Source organism: Dysgonomonas sp. Marseille-P4677, from assembly GCF_016652235.1.
Classification (GTDB): Bacteria; Bacteroidota; Bacteroidia; order Bacteroidales; family Dysgonomonadaceae; genus Dysgonomonas.
Genome location: NZ_JAEPKU010000013.1, coordinates 1 through 18113, shown reverse-complemented (window position 1 = coordinate 18113; position 18113 = coordinate 1). Strand labels below are relative to the sequence as shown.

The window sequence follows — 18113 nt, the reverse complement described above, 5'->3', positions numbered from 1 at the left end:
AACTATTTATCAATGTAAATGCGTGATGCGTCCATAAATAAGGTTACAGAATAGCCAGCTACTAAATCTGCTAATTGAGGAAGTTCCTGGTCAATGACAGGATCGAACCATTCAATCGGTTTACGGTTGCCGGTTCCCATCTTTGCGAGGCTCGACAGCTGTGTAGTCTTCTGTTCTCCATACTGATTGTACCACTTAGAGCCTTTATATCCGCCTTGTCCGCGTCCGGCTCCTTTGTGGATGTGAATACCTTCACGCACAAAGGAGAAGCCGATGCGGTTTGCTTCTTTCACACCGTATTTATTGTCGTAATAAACATTTGGGTTTATACTGTCCGACAATTTACGGTCTTCTCTTACCATCATACGGACATTCGCTTTCAGGCGGCGTGTCGTGTTGATGCTCCAACCGGATACGTCTTTATTAAATTGCTCTACGCTGTCTTTATCTTGGCGACGTGCGAATTTATCGGCTTCAGACATACTTTCTAAGGAAATCTCAAACGGTAAATGATGTAGGTTTGCCTTTGGTTTCCTGCGGGATGAGAGCAACTGTTCGCTCAGTCTTTTCATTATACCCATAGCTCTGGATTTATATTGTAGTTAATGCCCTGGTCGAACGAAAAACCTACAAGAATGCCGTAGTAATTATTTCCAATAGGGCCGAAGCCTTTCAACTGGAAGCTGCCGGGATCTAGCAATTCCATACCGGCTTTGTAGTCCTGAGCATCTTGCATCATCTGAGCAATAACTTGCATGGCAATGGCTTTGCAATGCTGTTGTGCCTTAAAAATAGTGCTGGAATCATCAGAGAGGGTTTTCTCCACAATGGCAAACTTGTATGTAGGTTGCTCCATCAGGGAGTCGGAGTTTTTCCAACCGAAAGCGGATTCACTACCGTCAATAGCAATGAAAAGGATTCCGCTTGTGTCAGAAAGCCGTGCTTCAAGAGTCTCCAGTTCATCCTGTTCGGTAGCTTCAAAGAATTGCTTTTTATCTTCGCTGTGTTGGATAGGTTTCAGTTTGCGTGCGATAGCTTCGCAATACTGATAATGATTGTACTTTCCGTTATCCATAAGTGACTAATTTATGGATACAAAAAAAGCCCGCCGGAGCGAGCTTCTAAAGGACAAGAATATAGAATCAGTTTTCTTTTTCTTCCCGGTATAAGGTTATGTTTTTACCATCAAAATAAGCATAAGGCAAAACATCGTTATTCTCATACTTGAGTGATATAAGGAGCTTTGCTTTCTTATTAACCTTATACCCTTTATACGCATTTTGTATATCACAATAATATTTCAGACTTTCACAAAAATTTATTTGCTTTTCACCTTCAGGATATAAAGCCCAAAGATTATCAAGCATCGCCACTTGATAATTTTTCGTATCGATAAGCATAAACTTGCTTTCGATCAGCTTCTCCACTGCAGAAATTTTTGTTGTAGCCTTCTGATTGTTATATGCTTTTCTTTTTTGTCTGAAATATGCTATAATTCCCATGCTTATAATGATTTATTATACCAAAAGTAACAAAATTAATTCAGATAGGCGGCGATAAGCGAGTTCTTTTTCTTCCGGTGTCGATTTCTCGCTGTAGAGAATATCGAGCAGGCTTTGTGCTTCTGTTTTATCCATTGTTGTCGCATTTAAAACTATGGCAAAAGAAAGCGGTTGCCATACCCGTTGCGACAACAATTATGAACAGCTAGCTGTTTCATGTTACGGATAGACAACCGCCTATAGTGCATAAAAATCAAAAGCGGGAACAGCTCCCAATGATAGGGAGCAATTCCAGCTAGCTGTTTAAAAAACATAATAATTGTCGCGATGCAAAGATTGCAAGAATTTTTGAATTATTCTATCGGAAGATAAGAAATAAAATGAAAAAGCCCGAACTATAAAAGTCCGGGCTGCTCATTGTGAAAACGTTAATCGTCAAATAAACATTAGAGATCCACAACTCGCAATTCATCTGCTAACTTATGTAAGGCGTTAGCTATTTTTTGAGATTGTTCCGGACGTGGTTTGCTTTCACCCGAAGCATAACGCTGCAGCTGACGTTCATTTATACCTGTAAGGCGATGCAGCGCAGTATTTGTAAATATACCCTTATAATGAGTTAATAAACTTTGCGGATCGAATTTATATACCAGTTCATAGTCTTTATCGAAGGGAGCCGGTATATCTTCTCCATCTTCGCGCATACATTCCAAATGAAATTCTACTGCCGATTTCATTTCTTTTTTCAATTCATCAAATGTTTCGCCTGTTGCTACGGCGATACCGTCGCCTATATCGACGCTAGCCGAATAATTATTTTCTGTTATTCCTACTGTTACAATAATATTTTCCATTGCTCTTTTAGTTTTATGCAGGGCTTATTTCAGCCCTGCTTGTCTTAAAATACTGTTTGCCGTGTTGGGGTCTAAGTCATCGCTTAGCTTACCCGGAATCGTGACACGGCCTTTCTTTGTCGGATGCTTAAAGTGTCGGTGGCTGCCTTTCTGTGCTACAAGATACCAATCGTCACCTTCCACATAGTTGATCATTTCTCGTACTTTCCAAATTTTCATAGACCTCTTTTGTTTATTTGACTATACAAATATAGTTGTAATTTTACAACTATGCAAATAAAAAAGTACTTATTTTACAACTATTTTCAAAAAAAGTGCGAGCAGCTCTGCTCACACTTTCTCAATAAACAAACAACCTTAATAAAACTACAAAAAACAAACAACTATTCTTTTTTCCTTAACTTCTCGCTTTCTTCGGCTGCAATCTGCATAGTATATAGAGCCTCGTATAAATCAGCGTTTCGTACTTCTTTTTTCTTAGTTACGTCATTTTTAGCCAACGCATCTACTATTCTCATCTGACCGTCTGCTAGATCGGAAGAGCCGACACCGGAGAACACCAGAGGGAACCGTTCCTGAATGAACGCCATACACCCCATGTAAAACCAAACAATTGCGGTCTTCTTTTTGTTCGGGATCAGAAAAGACAATTGGGAAGGTTTACCTTTCTTTCGCCTGTAAAGGGAAGAGATAAACTCATTCACTTTTTTCTCTGAACCGGCGGCATCAGCCTGAGCAATCTGCAGCTCCATGAATTGTTGATATGTATAGTCTGTCAATCCGTCGGCGGGACCATACAGTCTAACCCATCCGATACGGATTACAGGAAACGGATTCTTTACAAGTAACGGATTTATCCGGATTCCGTCTTCAGTCTCAAGGAATAAAAAATCAAAGATTTCACTTATGGCATACAATTCATCTGCAGACAGGTCAAAATAATTTTTACCTACTTTAAGCCGAAAACTGTCATCTGTGTTTCTTTTTCCTATCCGTGCCTTCAGGCAGAAAAGAAACATCTTGAGCTTTATCTCTTCCGCGGATATATTTTTATTTACCAGTCCGATAAGGAAGAGCAACTGTCCGGCGGTTAGTTCGTCCCATTCACCGGGTAGAATATAAGAATATTCCGTTTGGCTTTCATCCATAAACTTTAAATTTCTCATGTAATCGCAGAAAAGATTTTTTTACCTTCATTACTCCACTCCAATTTACCCGAAGTATTCCCGAAGCCAAGTTCCGGAAGCATTGAAATAATTTGTTCTTGCCAGTAAAGTGCCTGTGTTGTATAATAATTCGGATTATTGTCCGATTCGTCCTTGTATAAAGGTCTGATTATCGCTTTATATTCCGGATTGTTATGTCTTGATCGTTGCACTCTTGTATTCTGGCTAGTGTGCAGTTCACCGACTTTAGAACCTATATATGCTCTCACTTTTTTCAGAAGTGAAGCCGCTTTCTGTTTATTTTCATCCGTAGAATCAATAATAAACTTCTCTATGTCGTCAGTAATAAAGTCGGTCACTTCCGATTCTTCAATACGGATGATCAGTTGCCTGAGTTTTTCAAACGTCAGGCGGCTATATTCAATATCAATCAGTCCGGCATCTTGGAATACTGCTGCAGACGGGAAATATTTTGTACGGCAATTTTGGTAATACTTACTTTCTTTCCATTCCGGGAAAGAAGAAATATTCGTATCTAAATACTCAAGTAGAAACTCAAGGTTTTTCCAAGATCTTTCAAGCAGGCTGTTTGCAGCTTTCGCAATTTTGGCATCCGAAGCCGGCGCAAGTTTTTCCGTTTTAGTTACAGTATGTCCGCTGTCACCGGTGTTGATACTCAATTCATCGGTTGATAGCATAACGGCATACGGGCCTAAAACACGCCGTGCCATTGGTAGGATCTTGATATATTTTGCGTCTTCATCTGTCGTACCGGATGAATCAACGGACTCCAGTTTATCAATAAGTTTGGAACCCAGATAATGAAGCAAAAAATGATCGCGGGCATCATTCAGGAACATCACAAAATTTGCGAACGGTGCATCTTTATTGACTCTGACCGTTTCCCTTAACTGTTCTATTGAGTTGATAATAGCCATACAATTACATTTTTTGATTACCGATGCTCTTTTCAGCTCCGGTGTTTTTATCCAGGGTGGTAAGCATGATATTCGGAATTACAAAGTGAATATCCTGATCCCATCCGTTTATAGCTTTGCAAACATAAAGAAACTGCAGTAAAGCGTCACGCAGCGGTTTTGTCATAGCCTGTTTTATGATAAACAGCTCTCTTGCTTCAGTTCCGTTTATGTTTTTGGATTTACCGGGAGTTGCACCCTGTAAAGATGGGTGTACACCCATCGCATAAGAAATAACATTGTTTGCTTCTTCCACATCTTCATTATATTCGCCGCCATCCTGATTAGATTGGATAGGCTTAATGATGATGTCATGTATTTCGTAGCCTTTGATCTGGTCGTATTTAAAATGGCTTACGAAGCTTTTTCCAGCATTTTCTTTTCCGGCTAGGAAGTCATCCAGTTCTTTCAGGAACTGAGTCTTTCTATCAGCCTTTTTCTTTGGGTCGGTGATGCCTTCAGATTTAAATAACTTTTCCCAAAAAGTTTCGTTGATCTTCACTTCAAACAAAATCTTCATTTTGTTTTCTATCAAAGCCTGTTTGAAAAGCGGCATTGCACACGAAATATCATACCATCCCGATTTAAAGATCGACCACCAGTAAGGCTTGTTATAGTAGAAGCGTCCGGGAACCGGCAAGCCTAACGACAAAATAAACCGTTTCTCTGACGTTTTCGATACTTTTCCGGTATTCTCATCAGGAAGTATTCCCAAGCGCTTTTTCAGATCGTATAACGGTGCTGCCCGATCTAAAAACGGAGTTGCAATTATATCGTCCTGTTGGCTTTCTCCCCATTTGGATGAATAGCCGTGATATTCGATTATTCCAGTTTTCTCATGCTGCTTGCTCAGGCGGCTGAAAGCTACTTCTTTGTGCCGTACCTTTACAATTTGAGCCTTTTCTTTCCTATTGAAGATCAATTCGATATAACCATCGGCAAAAGTAACCAGGTCGTTTCCTGCTTCCTGTAGGATACGTGTTACGTTGTTATTTTCGAGAAATTCAAAAATTTCGGGATTCTCGGAAGGCAATAGTTCTTCATAACTGATTAGACTGTCTTTCTTGACTTTTTTGGCAACGATCAATCCGTCACCATATGAGATACGTGCATTGAAATCCGTGTTTGAAGCAACGGTAATATTTCCATGTACTTTATCCAGTATCTCTACAGGAAGCTTATTGCTTTTGCCCCAATATACAAATTCAATTTCCTTTTTTATATTCTTAGGCTCGACAGTTGCATAAGTATTCTTTGTATCGTCCAGGAATCCGGTATCTTTTTCAAAACTGACAAAAGAACTGGATTTTCCGAGATAAGCGGTCGTACCAAAGTCAAAAATAGTTTGCTTTTTACTCATAGATAAACTGATTTTCCGTTAAACGTTATTATCAGGCACTTGCGAATAGTTCGCGGCTTATCTTCGCAGGCATAAAGTATATTCAGGGTTGAGCCTTTGGAATGAATGGATGTAAGGGTACAGCTGGGCACATTTACGATAGTGCCTGTACTCTTCTTTACATAAGAAAGAGAGAATGGAACAGATTTACCGTTCTTATCTTTCTTCTCCATGAGTTTCCATATCTTCGTCCAGTGAATACGATCCATAGTTAAATATTAGTTTTATATCCTACTCCGGGTATAGGAGCTTTGATTGGAATAACCTCAATCTTTTTATAAAGAGGAACGGCTATGATATGAACGGTAGTAACCAGTACTTCTTCGCTGTGATCTTTTTCTCTTTCGCTTTCTGAAAGATTAATACTGCAAGTTCTGCCCGAACTTATATATGTCCTGAGTTTTCGTCTCTGTACTTGTTTTGTAATATTGATCAGTGCCATAATTTTATTTTTTCTTTCAAAATTATTGGAAGGACCAACGAAACTAAAGGACAAAATAAAACGGCTGTTAATAGCGGTTTTCGGGCTAAAAACAGGGGTTTCTCAGGTTTTAAAACACCGCTGTTTAGCCCATTTAGAGGCTTATTTTCGCACTATAACTCATGGAACATTGTTTCGAAACGGCACAAAGTGCCTTAAAATGGCTTGAATTAAGCTATAAAAAAAGCATCGTAAAACTACTGTTGAAGCGATGTTCAAACAACTTTCTGACGGTCTAGTATATGCCGACAGAAAGCGAAAATTTCAGTATAAGATTTTTTAAATTTTATTAATTATGATTACTTAATTTTAATTAAATAAAAATCGATTAAAATTACTTTATAGGTGTATAGGTAACCAATAATTAATATTTATGACTTATCGATAGTAGATATAAAGCTTGATATATTCAATAATAAACATTATTTTTCATTTGCATATTTATTTTTATATTTATTAAATTTAACTTTTATGAAACATTCATTTATTTTTAGTATTTTTCTAGTTGTGTCGCTTTTCATGTTATCCTCTTGTAATGAGGATATTCTAAATAGCGACAACATTGATGCTTCCGAAGTTTCTAAGACTAAAAGTAGTGTTACAACTAATGTCCCTGATCTTATTACTCAATTGTATTCAGCCAACATCCCTTTGAATATAACTTTATTTGGAGAGACAAATAGTTTTATGGCCGCAAGACAAAGTTCTGGACAGGTTCAACTCGATGGACGGGATGTTGGTACAGGAAGAGAACGTTGGTACATAAAGCGTGACTATAGAGGATTTTACTTGCAAGTAGTAGGAGGGTATCATAAAGGGTGGCGAAATTTATGCATGAGCAATCCGACTCAAACAGTAGCCTATCTTACTGACGATGCAGCGATGTCGAAAGCAGGATATATGTTTAATGTTGATTTTGAAAATGTATCGAATACTGATAGGTATTTGATTCGTTTAGCAAAAGGTTATACAAATAGGAGTGATGTATATTTAACCGCTGTAGGAAGCAAAATACATTTTAAAAATAAAGGAACAGCGCGCCAACAGTGGGTTATGTCTCCAATAGGAGAGTATGAGATAATTGATATTGATTACAAAATATTAGCTGGAGACAAATTAGATTTTAAGCCTATCATTGTAAGAAGAATGACATATGAAAATATGTACGATACTAAAGTTGAAAAAACATTTAGCTTTACAGAAACAGTAAAAAATACATCAGAATTTAAAGAGACTACAGGTTTATCTGTTACGACAAAAGTTTCTTCGAGCTTTGGATTTAAGGTGCCGTTGTTTGCAGATGGTAATATGACTACTGAAACAACCACTAATACAAATTGGAGTTATACTACGGGAAAAATTTTAACTAACGAAATAACCTTTAATGAAACTATGAAACAAGAAATCAATCCTTATGATACAGTTACTGCAGAATTCATTGTGTCTGAATATAGAGCAAATATATCTTATATCCTTACATTAAGAAGTCTATTAGATCCTACTAAAATAATATATACGACAGGCAAATGGTCAGGTACAATAGTACAAGATGGAAAAATAAAAATATATGATTCAAGTAATCGATTGCTGAAAAGCTCTAAATAGAAAGATATTCCAAAATATAAGATTCTTGAACAAGCATTTGTCTCATCCTAAGAATAGTTTGACTAGATATATATAATAATAATGAAGAAGAACCGATGGATTAATATTCATCGGTTCTTTAGTATATTAAATTAGGCACATTCTTTTTTCTATTGCAAAAGATTTTCTTTCTCCATCAAAGTAACAAAAAAAGCAATATTTAAATCAATTACTTGATATAATATTTTCGATATAAAAAACCGTTACATCAGGAAGATGAACGGAGTAAAATAAATCATATTTCGGAAGAGTAAGAGAGCACGATGGGCGACCATGCCTATAGAAATATACCGCTTTGTGCCACCGACCAATAACAAACGATGCCACATTAGATGCACTTCTTTGCCTACTTTCTTAATCCTTTTCAGATGGAAAAGTTAAAATAAGTCCTTAAATCGTCTCTATTTCGCTCATATTTATTTAAAATATTAAATATAAATAATTTATAGTCAAAAAGCATTAAAAGCATTCTTTTCTCATGTTTCAAATATCAACTATTTGGCTATCAATTAAAAAAGGGGGTCAAGGGGAAAATATTTCCCATTTGTGAACCAAAGAACCACGCACCGTCCTGAATGGGATTTCGCTTCGCAAAAATCAAAATTTTCGTAATATGCCTCCCCAAATCGTAACCGCGCACGTGAAAATCGACAATTCGCACGGGTTACACCTCTAAAAATGAGAAGAATACGGCAAAATGACAGCTTTGCCGTACCAATGATGATCCTAATGATATGTGCGTCGCAAGTTAATTCTTGCCTAAGAATATAACACCGCCTCCGAGTTGGTATGGCTCAGTGTAGAAGAAGTTCGTACCAACGAAAAGAGTATCCCATGCGTCGGTGATGTGTGTTTTATATTCGTCCGGGTTGTCTTCACTATCGGCAAGCTTCTCAGGGGTCTTATCCTTTTCAAATCCATCTTTGCCGGTTCTCACAGCAGCCTGTTCCATTGCCAGTTTAAGATACTCGTTATTGAACAGGTTAAATAAAGGATATAGTAAGCTTGCATCTCCTTTCATGGCCAGGTCGATCTGTTTGTGTCTCCATTCATGCGGGGGTTGCTGTCCTATATAAACCATGGTAACATCAAAGTCATTCATTTCAAAGTATTTCTTTATTGTGTCCGCATAGCTTTCATCTGTTGTACCTGTTGTCCATGTAAAGGTCTGGTCATAGTAGACTACTACTTCTTTGATCGGCTTGAGGGCATAATACTTGCAGGTCTTTTGTACAAGATCCTGCAGCTTGAGAGGAGTCTTCACAAAATCAGAACGAACAGTTCTGAGTTTGTTGGCATCTCTGTCCACCTGGCTGATAGCAATCGATGATATAGCGGCATTACTATCGAATGCAACATGCAGGGGAGCATACATATCCAGATCATAGTCGGTAAGACAGGACTCACTTTGTTTGTTTGTGGATTTGAATCCTTCCAGGCTTAGTCCGCCCGGATCGTCCGGAATATAGAAATGTAAATCATCATCCAAAGCGGAATAAAAACCGTTAGCTACTTTGAGTAGCCGTTTGTTCAGGAATGCAGTCAGCCAAATCAGAGTAGGACTATCACGGTACATCTCATGTATAAAGTCTTCGCCCAGGACTTCAAGGTTATCGAATACATCATATTCGCCGTAGAACACGGCATATTCTCTTTTTTTGCGCTTTGTTTCCTTTACAGGCTTCTGATACTTACGGGCGATACTGATATCGCGTAGAACCTCTTTAATCTGGCGTTTTACATAATCGTTCTGATCGGGTAATCTTTTTAACCTGAGCCAATCTCTGTATAATTCTCTGATCAGGTCTATATGTTCAGGGCGCATGGCTTCACGCTTCTCAAGCAACCATCTGCCCATCTTGGATGTTGGCATATCCGAACTATACAAAACGCTGTGATGAAGCGGAGAATAGCCGAAATCTTTCCTGTTACCACGATTGGCAGGGTTTATTTCAGACTTTATCTTATCATAATTCAGGAATTTTGCTTCGGGACCGATCAGCCAATCGAGTGACATTGAGTTGGCAGACATACCCTGAGCAAACGACAGAATGACCAGAACCGTGCCATTCCAGAAGTGAAAGCAGTTTGCCCAGGCATCACGTAGAGGCGGGCGTTTAGGCTGTTTAAAGCCTGCAGCTGCAGGAGCTTTGCGACCTACATAGTAATGAACATCCTGAATGAGTCCCCATTCAGCCAAAGCTTTACAAATAGCCGGTAGTGTATTGCCCCATGCTTTGGAGTATGAGGGCGAAATAAGCCCACCGGTAGAGCCGGGCATCGACCAGACGCAATCACGCAGGCGAATAGCGTCGATCCCTTCAGATTTTCCAGTACCGCGAGCTGCGATGATATAACTGCTATGTGCGTTGACTTTCACAAAATCACGCTGCATAAGGTTAAGATATTTCTTAACCTTTTCTTCTCTGGTATGAAGTTGATCAACGGAGAAGATATGCTTATCCTGATTATTCATCGTCTTTGACATATATAACCTCAATATCTTCTATGTCACCCGGTTTATATAATTCACGCAGTTCTTTGCGCCTTTGATTATAGTCGATCTTTTCAGTCTGTTCTCCTTCCATTTCACCCAGTGCTTCAGGATCACCTGTTATTTCGTAATCAGGGGGAACCATAAGATCAAAAAAGTTTTCTTTATCGTCCTGGCCCAATTGACGGACTTCAGTTATCACTTTGAGAAGAGAAGCAACAGCTCTGGAGTCTTTGCCTGTAGATTTGCGTATTTCCGCTTTAGCCGTTTCTACAACCATATAGCGCTCCCAATCTTTGGAAGCAAGTTTTATATTGCCGGTAATATTTTTGATCAGCAATAAGTCTCTGTAGGCTGTGGATGTAGAGACAGGCTTGCATGTTCCATCGCAGCCTGTCTCAAGAAATTCGATTATTTCTTTATCCGGAATAATCGGATCATCGATCTTCCTGGTAACAGCAAGCATGACACGTTTCTTGCGTTCATATTCGGCTTCGGAAAATTCATCGGCAATCTCTTTCTTGGGTCTGAACAGGTTCCGTTTAATCTTATCTGAAGCCCGGTCTTTAGCGTTTGGCATAGATATCTAAATTGATAGATACAAAAAAAGCCCGCAATTGCGAGCTCTGAAAGGACGATTTAAATATTTATAGACACATTCCTCTCCAAATAAATAGAATTTAATCAATATAAAGGTACTTCCTTCTAAATGCCTGTTTCAAATCTTCTACTAAAATTTCGCATTCTTCAATGATTTCTGCTCTAAATACATCATTTATAACTAAGTTTAATATTTCCGAATGATTATTAAAATTAAAATACTTCGGTAATTTAGAAAGTTTTTGTGTAATCTCATTCAGTATTTTATTGTCCTTTTTATCAAGAAAAGTAGAAAATTCAGCTTCTGCTTTTTCTAAAAGCAAAAGACTTTCATTAACTTGAGTCATATCCTTTGCAATTGAAACAGTCCGCTTAAAATCAATGAAAGTATCAAGATACCTTCTAAATGCTTGCATCCCAAAGTTTTGAAAAGCGTTGTAGTTGATCTCTCCTTTTTTCGCTTTTAAATCGAAATGTCTTTTACCAAAATATCCAATAATACCAAAAAATAACCCCAATATCAATACTGTTTGGCTCCAATAAATTGTCAATAAATCTTTAATCGTAACTTCTACATTCATAATATCTACTTGTTAATTTGCATTTAAGACATAAGCAAATGTAATTAATTATTCATCAATATTTTGGTCACGGATAAATTTTTGAGCAATGGGTTCGGCTGCAGGAGAGCCGGCTTTAGCAAGCTTAACAATAGTCTTGCGAAGCTCAAGGTTTGTTGTGAGCTTGCCCCGTTGATAGTGTTCATATATCGCAGTATGCTTATGGCTTTTGCATATCTGTACAAATAAATCGTGCTTGTCGAATGGTATTCTAAGCAGGATTGCAATATCAAAGGGCGCAGGCTGTCTTCGCTGATATTGAATGTTGCGATCCGGACGGTTGCCGTGCCTATGTACTCTAACAAAATGGGCAATAACTCATGTATTGCCCATTTCCCTTTGTGAACATAAGGTGTTATTTGATTCGGTTTAATTCCGCCAGGAAAAAGCTTATCAAATTCACTTTGTTTCATTTATCATCACTGTCAATTCATCAAGTTCAACCTGCATTTGAGAAACTTTCTCAAGTGCTTTCTGTTCCAGATTCGGCTTATTGCTTGCCTTATGCCTTTCAGCGGCTTCCTGGTTACGCCTGATATTTTCCTTCAGGCGTACCATGCGATTTGCAATTTGAGTTCCGCGAATAACAGGATCTTCTGAATACCGGAATTTATTTTCCTCGGTAAGAACTGAATTATACTCATTCAGGTAAGCGTCGATGTCGTCCCAGAGTGTCCGGCGTTCGTCATCAAGCCTGCAGAGTTCTGCAGCTTTAGCCTTACGCTGTTCATCAGTGATGGAAGTATCTTTCAGCTCAGCGTGTATGGCTGCCATCAGCGGAACTATATCTTTAACCCGGTCATACTTTGATTTGATGGTTTTAGGCAGGTCTTTACCTTCCATCACCTTGACACCTTGAGTTTTCAGTTGCTCTTTGAGTTCGTCGATAGTTTTGTCTTTATCTTCGATCTCTTCCTGTAGATTGTCAATTTCTGCGGCTTTGTCTTCGTCTAAATCTTCAAGTTCTGATATCTTAGCCTGGAGAGTTTCTCTTTCTTCATTCAGGGCGATGATCTGTTTAACCTGATCATTGGTACGAATGATCGGAGCCCCGATTTTAGACAAAGCTTCAGCGTACTTATCGGGATTGGCTCTGACAATATTGTAGATGGCTGTCACCTTGTTTATGAGCATAGGAAAGCGGGGATCGTTCGGTTCTACATCCTCCGTATCACCTTCTTTGAAAAAATCGCCATATTTTTTCTTGACTTCAATGGATGCAAGAGCCATAAATATGGCAAGGCCGAAAGCGTATTTACGCTTTACGTCCTTTAGCCAGTTGTCTATTTGTTCTAACATTACGGTTGGGTTACAGGGTTAAAGTACAAGTCCATATCAATCTTCACCTTTAATTTGATGAATGGAGCATAGCTGTCATTCTCGAATGTAAAGGCAAATCCACGACGGTCAGACCGTTGTGTTCCACCGTCAAAGCTTGGCTTTATATAACAAGGCAAGCCTTTCTGACCTACGATGAACTGTTCGCCTTCAGGACTTTCCAGCACAAGGTAACCAGGTGTATTGTTGATCTTACGACAAACTCCGGCTACTTCGGTCTGAGTGCCCGGATGGAAGAGCTCACCGGTAATTTTGAAGCTTTGACCATCAAGTTCGCCCTGATTTTCAGCTTTCATACCTACAGTTTTATCAGTGGCATAGATAGCCATAGGCTCAGTTCCGGCTGCAACCGGCTCAAAAGCTCCTTCAGCTGTTGCCAGGTCTGCAGTATCGATAGGGGCTTCTATTAAAGTCGGAACGGCTTTAAACAGATGCTCAGGATAAAATAAAACACGGTTCTTGTAACCGCCCATATTTTCACCACCTGGACGGCGCAGGATAGATTTATAAAATTTTTTATCGTCTGACATAAGTAGAAATTTATGTTATTGAAAAATAATTGTACCGGCAGGAGATACCGATACAATTTATTATTATTTATAGTCTCCGGCGAAATCGAGAGCTGTACTCTTCTGTTCGTTTGTCCGGAAAAGTTTTTCGTGAACGTCACCTAAGCGTGTGCCAAAGGCGGCTTGTACCCAGAACTGAACCATATTTGGATTTTCGAAAGGGTCGCGAACCTGAACGAATGAAGCATCGGACTGACTGTTCACACCGATGTCAAGCAGACCGGGCTGAACCATCGTGAGGCGGTCACCTGTACCCAATATAGGATCGGTTAAGACCTCAAGTTTCGGACATTTAGCATCCTGACGCAGGCGTTCGATCATGTCAGCCATTGTCGGCTCCTTGTAGTATTTCACTTTGTTTTTGTAACAAGCGAGCGCCTGATCAAGCGGGTTCTCTGCAGAATAAAGAATTACCGGATAGCTTCTCATCAAAGGATGTCCCGTTGCAACAAACTCTACCAGTTTGAGGTAAGAGTCATAATCATTTTCATCTGTCGGAGCTTCAAATGTTCCAGTAATCCTCAGATTGTTTTTGCCTGAAGCAATTTCACCACCGGCAATATAAACATCGATACCGGGATAAAATCCGTTAAATGCCGTATCGGGTTTAAGTTCGGATTCGTCACGTTCTGCAAAAAACACCTGGAAGGCGATATCTTCGGAGAATGACAAAACAACATCACGCAGGATCTCAGCCTCAAGCGGATGCTTCTTTGTTTTGTTATTCACCCATTCGCCCTGATTGGAAAGAAGTTTCTTCGGCCTGTATGAGTTGATGTCATCAACTAATTCGGCATAGATAAGCTCAGGCTTAAGGCTTGTCTCGAAGAACTTCATTATTTCCTGTTTGTTACCGGTGGTAACATTACTTGAGTAAGGGCGCAGAACACCCGCTTTTCTACGTTTGTTTACTCTTTTATCTTCATATTGAACTTCTACGATGTTCAATTTTAGCCGTTTGCAAATTTCGTTTAACTGAAATGCCGGCAAGACGTGAAGCAGATTAGCGTAGTTAATCGCTTCCCTTTTCAGATCATCTATTTTTACTAAAGACATATACTAATTTTGTTTAGGTAAAAAACCATCTTCTATTGCAGCATTGATGATTGCAGCTGTATCGCCTTTAAGATTTTTGGCGATATCCAATAATGTAGCAGGCTTGGCTGTTACTTCTGAATCAGAGGTAATAGAAGCGCTATCTTCTGCAGCACCGTTTAGAAGATTATCAACTTGTGACTGTAGGTTGTCACGTTCACTAACAACACCATCGTATTGTTCCTGAAGAGCGTCGAACTTCGATTGAAGTCCGGGATCGGAAGCATTATCTGTAGATGTCAAGGCCTGAATTATCAATTCAGCCGTAACATCTTCCGCTTTGAGTTCGGGATTCGTCTTAACAACTGCAGCAACAATGCTGTCAAGCATTGCCGATCTGTTAGTAAGTCGCTCAAACTCTTTGTCTGTAAGAAATTTTGGCATAGAGTAAAACTATTAATTAGAAATAATTGAGTACGTTCTCAAATGAATCAATACGGTCTATAAGCCCATGTTTTAAGGCTTCGTCAGCAAAGAAGATCTTGCCGGTTCCCCAATCTTTACGCTCTGTTTTCAGTTTTCCGGTTCTGTTGGTTTCAACCTGGGAGAGGAAAGATTCGTTAAACACATCTACCATTTTGCGCAATGGTTCCAGGTTACCGTTTAAAGCTTCGCGGAGTTCTCCATTTTTATCTTTGGAAGCAGTTGCATAAATCTCAATCAGGTTTATGCCTTTATTTTTGAAATACTCGGTATGATCCACTATGGTTTGATAAGCCCCGATACTGCCGACGCGCGCCAGAGTCCTGTTGGCTACGATCTGATCACAACCGGAGATTATTCCATATGCGGCACTGGCAGAGAAATCATCTATAAACCCAACTACAGGTTTGTTTTTTCTGGCAATGGCTTCGTTTAATATTTGCATGGCATAAGCTTCGCCACCTCCGGATTCGGTGACGATAACAATTCCCTTTATATTATCATTGGCATAGCAGCGATCTAAAAGGTTAGCCTGGGCGACCATGCCGGCGGGTCCGCAGAACTGGCTGTGTTTTGTGATCGCTCCGCGTATTGCCATTACTGCCACTGAGTCTTCAGGTGCATCTTCGGGAGCATAAAACGAGCTGTGGGGTGTGACAAAATATTTAGAGGCCTGTAGTGTGGCAAAGGCAACTTTGTCGGTAGATTGCTTATCGGGAGAAGTGTTTTGAATAGCTTCACCTTTGATGTAGGCGGCGATAACAGGAAGAAAGTTAGCGGCATAATCGCTGTCGATCATCCATATACCGTTGAAAATGTGGTGTAGATATAACATTGCAATATTATTTTATGCAATGTTATTTCAATACAGGTAAGCCCTAAAGGACTTAAATATTAAGTACTGGCGGTATGAAAAGCTGTTTTCCCTCGAATGAAAGTTCGTATCCGTTAAATCCGGAAGGCTTATTCGGGGTTAACGGTTTCAGAGTGCATTCCAATGGATATTCATCAGTGCCGGCAACATGGTAAACTTTATCCGGTGTCTGGTAGCGAATCAAAATATAGGGTTTTAATTCGAGCCTGCGAAGTAAAAGCCTTTCTTCGTCAGATGAATCGCTTTTAATTGTAATCGTACCTTTTATTTCAAAATATCTACCGGCATCAGCTGATTTCGGGGTAACGGTTATGGTTAATCCACCATGTTTCATGTCGGCTTTTTTCCATTTCAGGTCACCTTTCAAGGAAACATTGCATGTGCTTCCGAACGTTGCAAAATAATTGATTTCATCACGGTGTACGAAGTCAGCGGAAATAAAGCCGCCCATGTTATCAAATTTAGTCATAGAATTGCGATGTAATAAATTGATATATAACAAATTGTTGTTTTATTGTGGGTTTATGTCCGTTATTTTGTGAATTATCGGACATTATAGCACACTTGGTCGAGCAATTATTTTTGATTTTTATATTCATAACTCCGGGTTGTGTTCATTCGTCCGGCTACCGTTCGCCGCCATCGGTAAAAATCCTTATAGAGTGCATCAGGAGAAATGGATTCTATACCATATCGGTTTATAAATTCATAGGTCGTATGGAGATAGGTCCAACCCATTCGGTGCTTACGTTCATCCATCAAGGCACGGTATTCAGCATGAAACATTATCTCGATGCGTTTCTGTATAATCTCCACACTGCGAAAACCTAAGTAGTTGTAATACTCAGGATCTTTACCTATACGACGGTCTGGAAGTCCGAGCGTAATGTTACCATCGTCTCTCAGGCAATTTTCAGGACGTTTTTCGAGCAAGTCCCAAATTGTGTGGTATAAATCCAGTTTATCGGGGATTATCACACAATCGTTATCTGCGTTGAAGTATTTTTTGTTTGTCCATTCTGCCAGATGGGGTTTGATTTTGATTTTAGTCGTTACCATATTGATTCTCAAAGCGCTATAACTAATAAATATACGAAAAAATAAAATAAAAACCGTGTTAAATATGGTTAATTTCGTTTGTGCGAAATAGTTTTATGGATGTTTATTAAAGTAGGGCGGGGTGCTTTAGGGTACAAAAAAATGTTTTTTTGTATTTCTGTGATTTTGTTTTGTAATATATTGTAAAACAACATATTATAAGTAGCATTTAAATAAACATTTTTTGTTTTTATCCGAAAAAAAAATGTAACGGGAACTGTTTATAGTTCAGAGTTACATCTATATTTTTTTTTGTAACCTTTCTGTAAACGAAAATGTAACTTGTTTTTTTAACCTATTTAATTAGTTAACACATTTTTACATTTTCTTCAAACATTAGTTACAGAGTTACATTTTTTTATAGTGAGAAAAGGGGGAAGGGGAAAAAGGGAAGCAAGCCAACTAGCTGGAATACACTCGATTATGTTAATAATAGTCAATGTTTTTGTATGTCTGTTGACATTACTTATCTTTGATGTTATCTTGGGTATATTATATACATACCTGTGCATGTATGAAAGGGTATATATGGGTGTTGCTACACCAGGCATTGTGATAATGAGAGTACATTGGTGTTTGTAAGTGGTGTTCGTTCATTAAGTACCCATTTCAATCGCTCAGGTAAACCTTCGCTCCCGGAATAGGCACTTATTCACTTCAAGATTTTAAAGCAGGCATTCGCCTGCAGATAGATCCGACAGGCGAAATATAGATTACTCTACACAGAGATTTCTTTCCATGAATGAATTTGAAAAATGAAATGATACAAAGATGTTGGAGTGTATGGCGTAGCCGGCTGTTTGCATTTTCCATCGGAGATATGGTTTGAGTTCGCACGAAGCGGCTTTCCCGGATCAGGTACGTAAGTACCGGTAGCCATAAAGCAGCTGAAAAGTATAAAAGCTCTATCATCTCGAAAAATGATAGAGCTATTCTTTGATCAAACTATTTTGTTTGCATTTATTAAAATATTTTCATT

The 18113-nt window shown here is 38.9% G+C and carries 22 protein-coding genes; 1 reads left to right on the top strand and 21 read right to left on the bottom strand.

What is annotated here, in order from left to right; translation table 11 throughout:
- Positions 1-2: 2 nt before the first annotated feature.
- The 10 genes from JGH11_RS04595 to JGH11_RS04545 form a co-directional block, all read right to left on the bottom strand.
- A complete protein-coding gene (locus JGH11_RS04595) occupies positions 3-581 on the bottom strand; it encodes a hypothetical protein (RefSeq protein ID WP_201110395.1) in 579 nt (192 codons plus the stop codon).
- Complete coding sequence (locus tag JGH11_RS04590) at positions 572-1075, bottom strand: hypothetical protein (RefSeq protein ID WP_201110394.1); 504 nt, start codon at positions 1073-1075, stop codon at positions 572-574. The genes JGH11_RS04595 and JGH11_RS04590 overlap by 10 nt, the downstream gene beginning before the upstream one ends.
- Positions 1076-1142: 67 nt before the next feature.
- Complete coding sequence (locus tag JGH11_RS04585) at positions 1143-1502, bottom strand: hypothetical protein (protein WP_201110393.1); 360 nt, start codon at positions 1500-1502, stop codon at positions 1143-1145.
- 446 nt (positions 1503-1948) lie between these two features.
- On the bottom strand, positions 1949-2356 hold the full coding sequence (locus tag JGH11_RS04575; RefSeq protein ID WP_201110391.1) for a type II toxin-antitoxin system HicB family antitoxin: 408 nt from the start codon (positions 2354-2356) through the stop codon (positions 1949-1951).
- A 24-nt stretch (positions 2357-2380) separates the two neighbouring features.
- Positions 2381-2551 carry a type II toxin-antitoxin system HicA family toxin gene (locus tag JGH11_RS04570; protein ID WP_236263864.1) on the bottom strand — a complete coding sequence of 57 codons (171 nt, stop codon included), beginning with the start codon at positions 2549-2551 and terminating at the stop codon, positions 2381-2383.
- Between the two features lie 188 nt (positions 2552-2739).
- Positions 2740-3504, bottom strand: a complete 765-nt coding sequence (locus JGH11_RS04565; protein ID WP_236263863.1) for a hypothetical protein — start codon at positions 3502-3504, stop codon at positions 2740-2742.
- 14 nt (positions 3505-3518) lie between these two features.
- Positions 3519-4460 carry a DUF6712 family protein gene (locus JGH11_RS04560; protein ID WP_201110388.1) on the bottom strand — a complete coding sequence of 314 codons (942 nt, stop codon included), beginning with the start codon at positions 4458-4460 and terminating at the stop codon, positions 3519-3521.
- A 4-nt stretch (positions 4461-4464) separates the two neighbouring features.
- Positions 4465-5859, bottom strand: coding sequence for a hypothetical protein (locus JGH11_RS04555; RefSeq protein WP_201110387.1), 1395 nt, complete (start codon positions 5857-5859; stop codon positions 4465-4467).
- Entirely contained in the window at positions 5856-6107 is a 252-nt protein-coding gene (locus JGH11_RS04550) for a hypothetical protein (protein WP_201110386.1), read from the bottom strand. The genes JGH11_RS04555 and JGH11_RS04550 overlap by 4 nt, the downstream gene beginning before the upstream one ends.
- A gap of 2 nt (positions 6108-6109) precedes the next feature.
- Positions 6110-6340 (bottom strand): hypothetical protein, encoded by a 231-nt coding sequence (locus JGH11_RS04545; RefSeq protein WP_201110385.1) that lies wholly within the window; start codon positions 6338-6340, stop codon positions 6110-6112.
- A gap of 510 nt (positions 6341-6850) precedes the next feature.
- Here JGH11_RS04545 and JGH11_RS04540 point away from each other — a divergent pair.
- Positions 6851-7984 carry a hypothetical protein gene (locus JGH11_RS04540; RefSeq protein WP_201110384.1) on the top strand — a complete coding sequence of 378 codons (1134 nt, stop codon included), beginning with the start codon at positions 6851-6853 and terminating at the stop codon, positions 7982-7984.
- 787 nt (positions 7985-8771) lie between these two features.
- Here JGH11_RS04540 and JGH11_RS04535 read toward each other — a convergent pair.
- The 11 genes from JGH11_RS04535 to JGH11_RS04480 all read right to left on the bottom strand — a co-directional run bounded on the left by JGH11_RS04535 (position 8772) and on the right by JGH11_RS04480 (position 18014).
- Positions 8772-10304 (bottom strand): hypothetical protein, encoded by a 1533-nt coding sequence (locus JGH11_RS04535; protein ID WP_236263862.1) that lies wholly within the window; start codon positions 10302-10304, stop codon positions 8772-8774.
- 187 nt (positions 10305-10491) lie between these two features.
- Complete coding sequence (locus JGH11_RS04530) at positions 10492-11097, bottom strand: hypothetical protein (RefSeq protein ID WP_201110382.1); 606 nt, start codon at positions 11095-11097, stop codon at positions 10492-10494.
- A gap of 100 nt (positions 11098-11197) precedes the next feature.
- Positions 11198-11698 (bottom strand): hypothetical protein, encoded by a 501-nt coding sequence (locus JGH11_RS04525; protein ID WP_201110381.1) that lies wholly within the window; start codon positions 11696-11698, stop codon positions 11198-11200.
- Between the two features lie 438 nt (positions 11699-12136).
- On the bottom strand, positions 12137-13036 hold the full coding sequence (locus JGH11_RS04515) for a hypothetical protein (RefSeq protein WP_201110379.1): 900 nt from the start codon (positions 13034-13036) through the stop codon (positions 12137-12139).
- A complete protein-coding gene (locus JGH11_RS04510) occupies positions 13036-13548 on the bottom strand; it encodes a hypothetical protein (RefSeq protein ID WP_201110378.1) in 513 nt (170 codons plus the stop codon). The genes JGH11_RS04515 and JGH11_RS04510 overlap by 1 nt, the downstream gene beginning before the upstream one ends.
- 120 nt (positions 13549-13668) lie before the next feature.
- Positions 13669-14700 (bottom strand): hypothetical protein, encoded by a 1032-nt coding sequence (locus JGH11_RS04505; RefSeq protein ID WP_201110377.1) that lies wholly within the window; start codon positions 14698-14700, stop codon positions 13669-13671.
- A 3-nt stretch (positions 14701-14703) separates the two neighbouring features.
- Positions 14704-15123 carry a hypothetical protein gene (locus JGH11_RS04500; RefSeq protein ID WP_201110376.1) on the bottom strand — a complete coding sequence of 140 codons (420 nt, stop codon included), beginning with the start codon at positions 15121-15123 and terminating at the stop codon, positions 14704-14706.
- A gap of 16 nt (positions 15124-15139) precedes the next feature.
- A complete protein-coding gene (locus JGH11_RS04495) occupies positions 15140-15961 on the bottom strand; it encodes a S49 family peptidase (RefSeq protein WP_236263861.1) in 822 nt (273 codons plus the stop codon).
- Between the two features lie 88 nt (positions 15962-16049).
- Positions 16050-16505: a hypothetical protein gene (locus tag JGH11_RS04490; protein ID WP_201110374.1), complete on the bottom strand. Its 456-nt coding sequence runs from the start codon at positions 16503-16505 to the stop codon at positions 16050-16052.
- A 107-nt stretch (positions 16506-16612) separates the two neighbouring features.
- The gene (locus JGH11_RS04485) at positions 16613-17095 is read right to left on the bottom strand and encodes a hypothetical protein (protein WP_201110373.1); all 483 of its coding nucleotides are present in this window, start codon (positions 17093-17095) and stop codon (positions 16613-16615) included.
- A 757-nt stretch (positions 17096-17852) separates the two neighbouring features.
- Entirely contained in the window at positions 17853-18014 is a 162-nt protein-coding gene (locus JGH11_RS04480; protein ID WP_201110372.1) for a hypothetical protein, read from the bottom strand.
- Positions 18015-18113 lie beyond the last annotated feature (99 nt).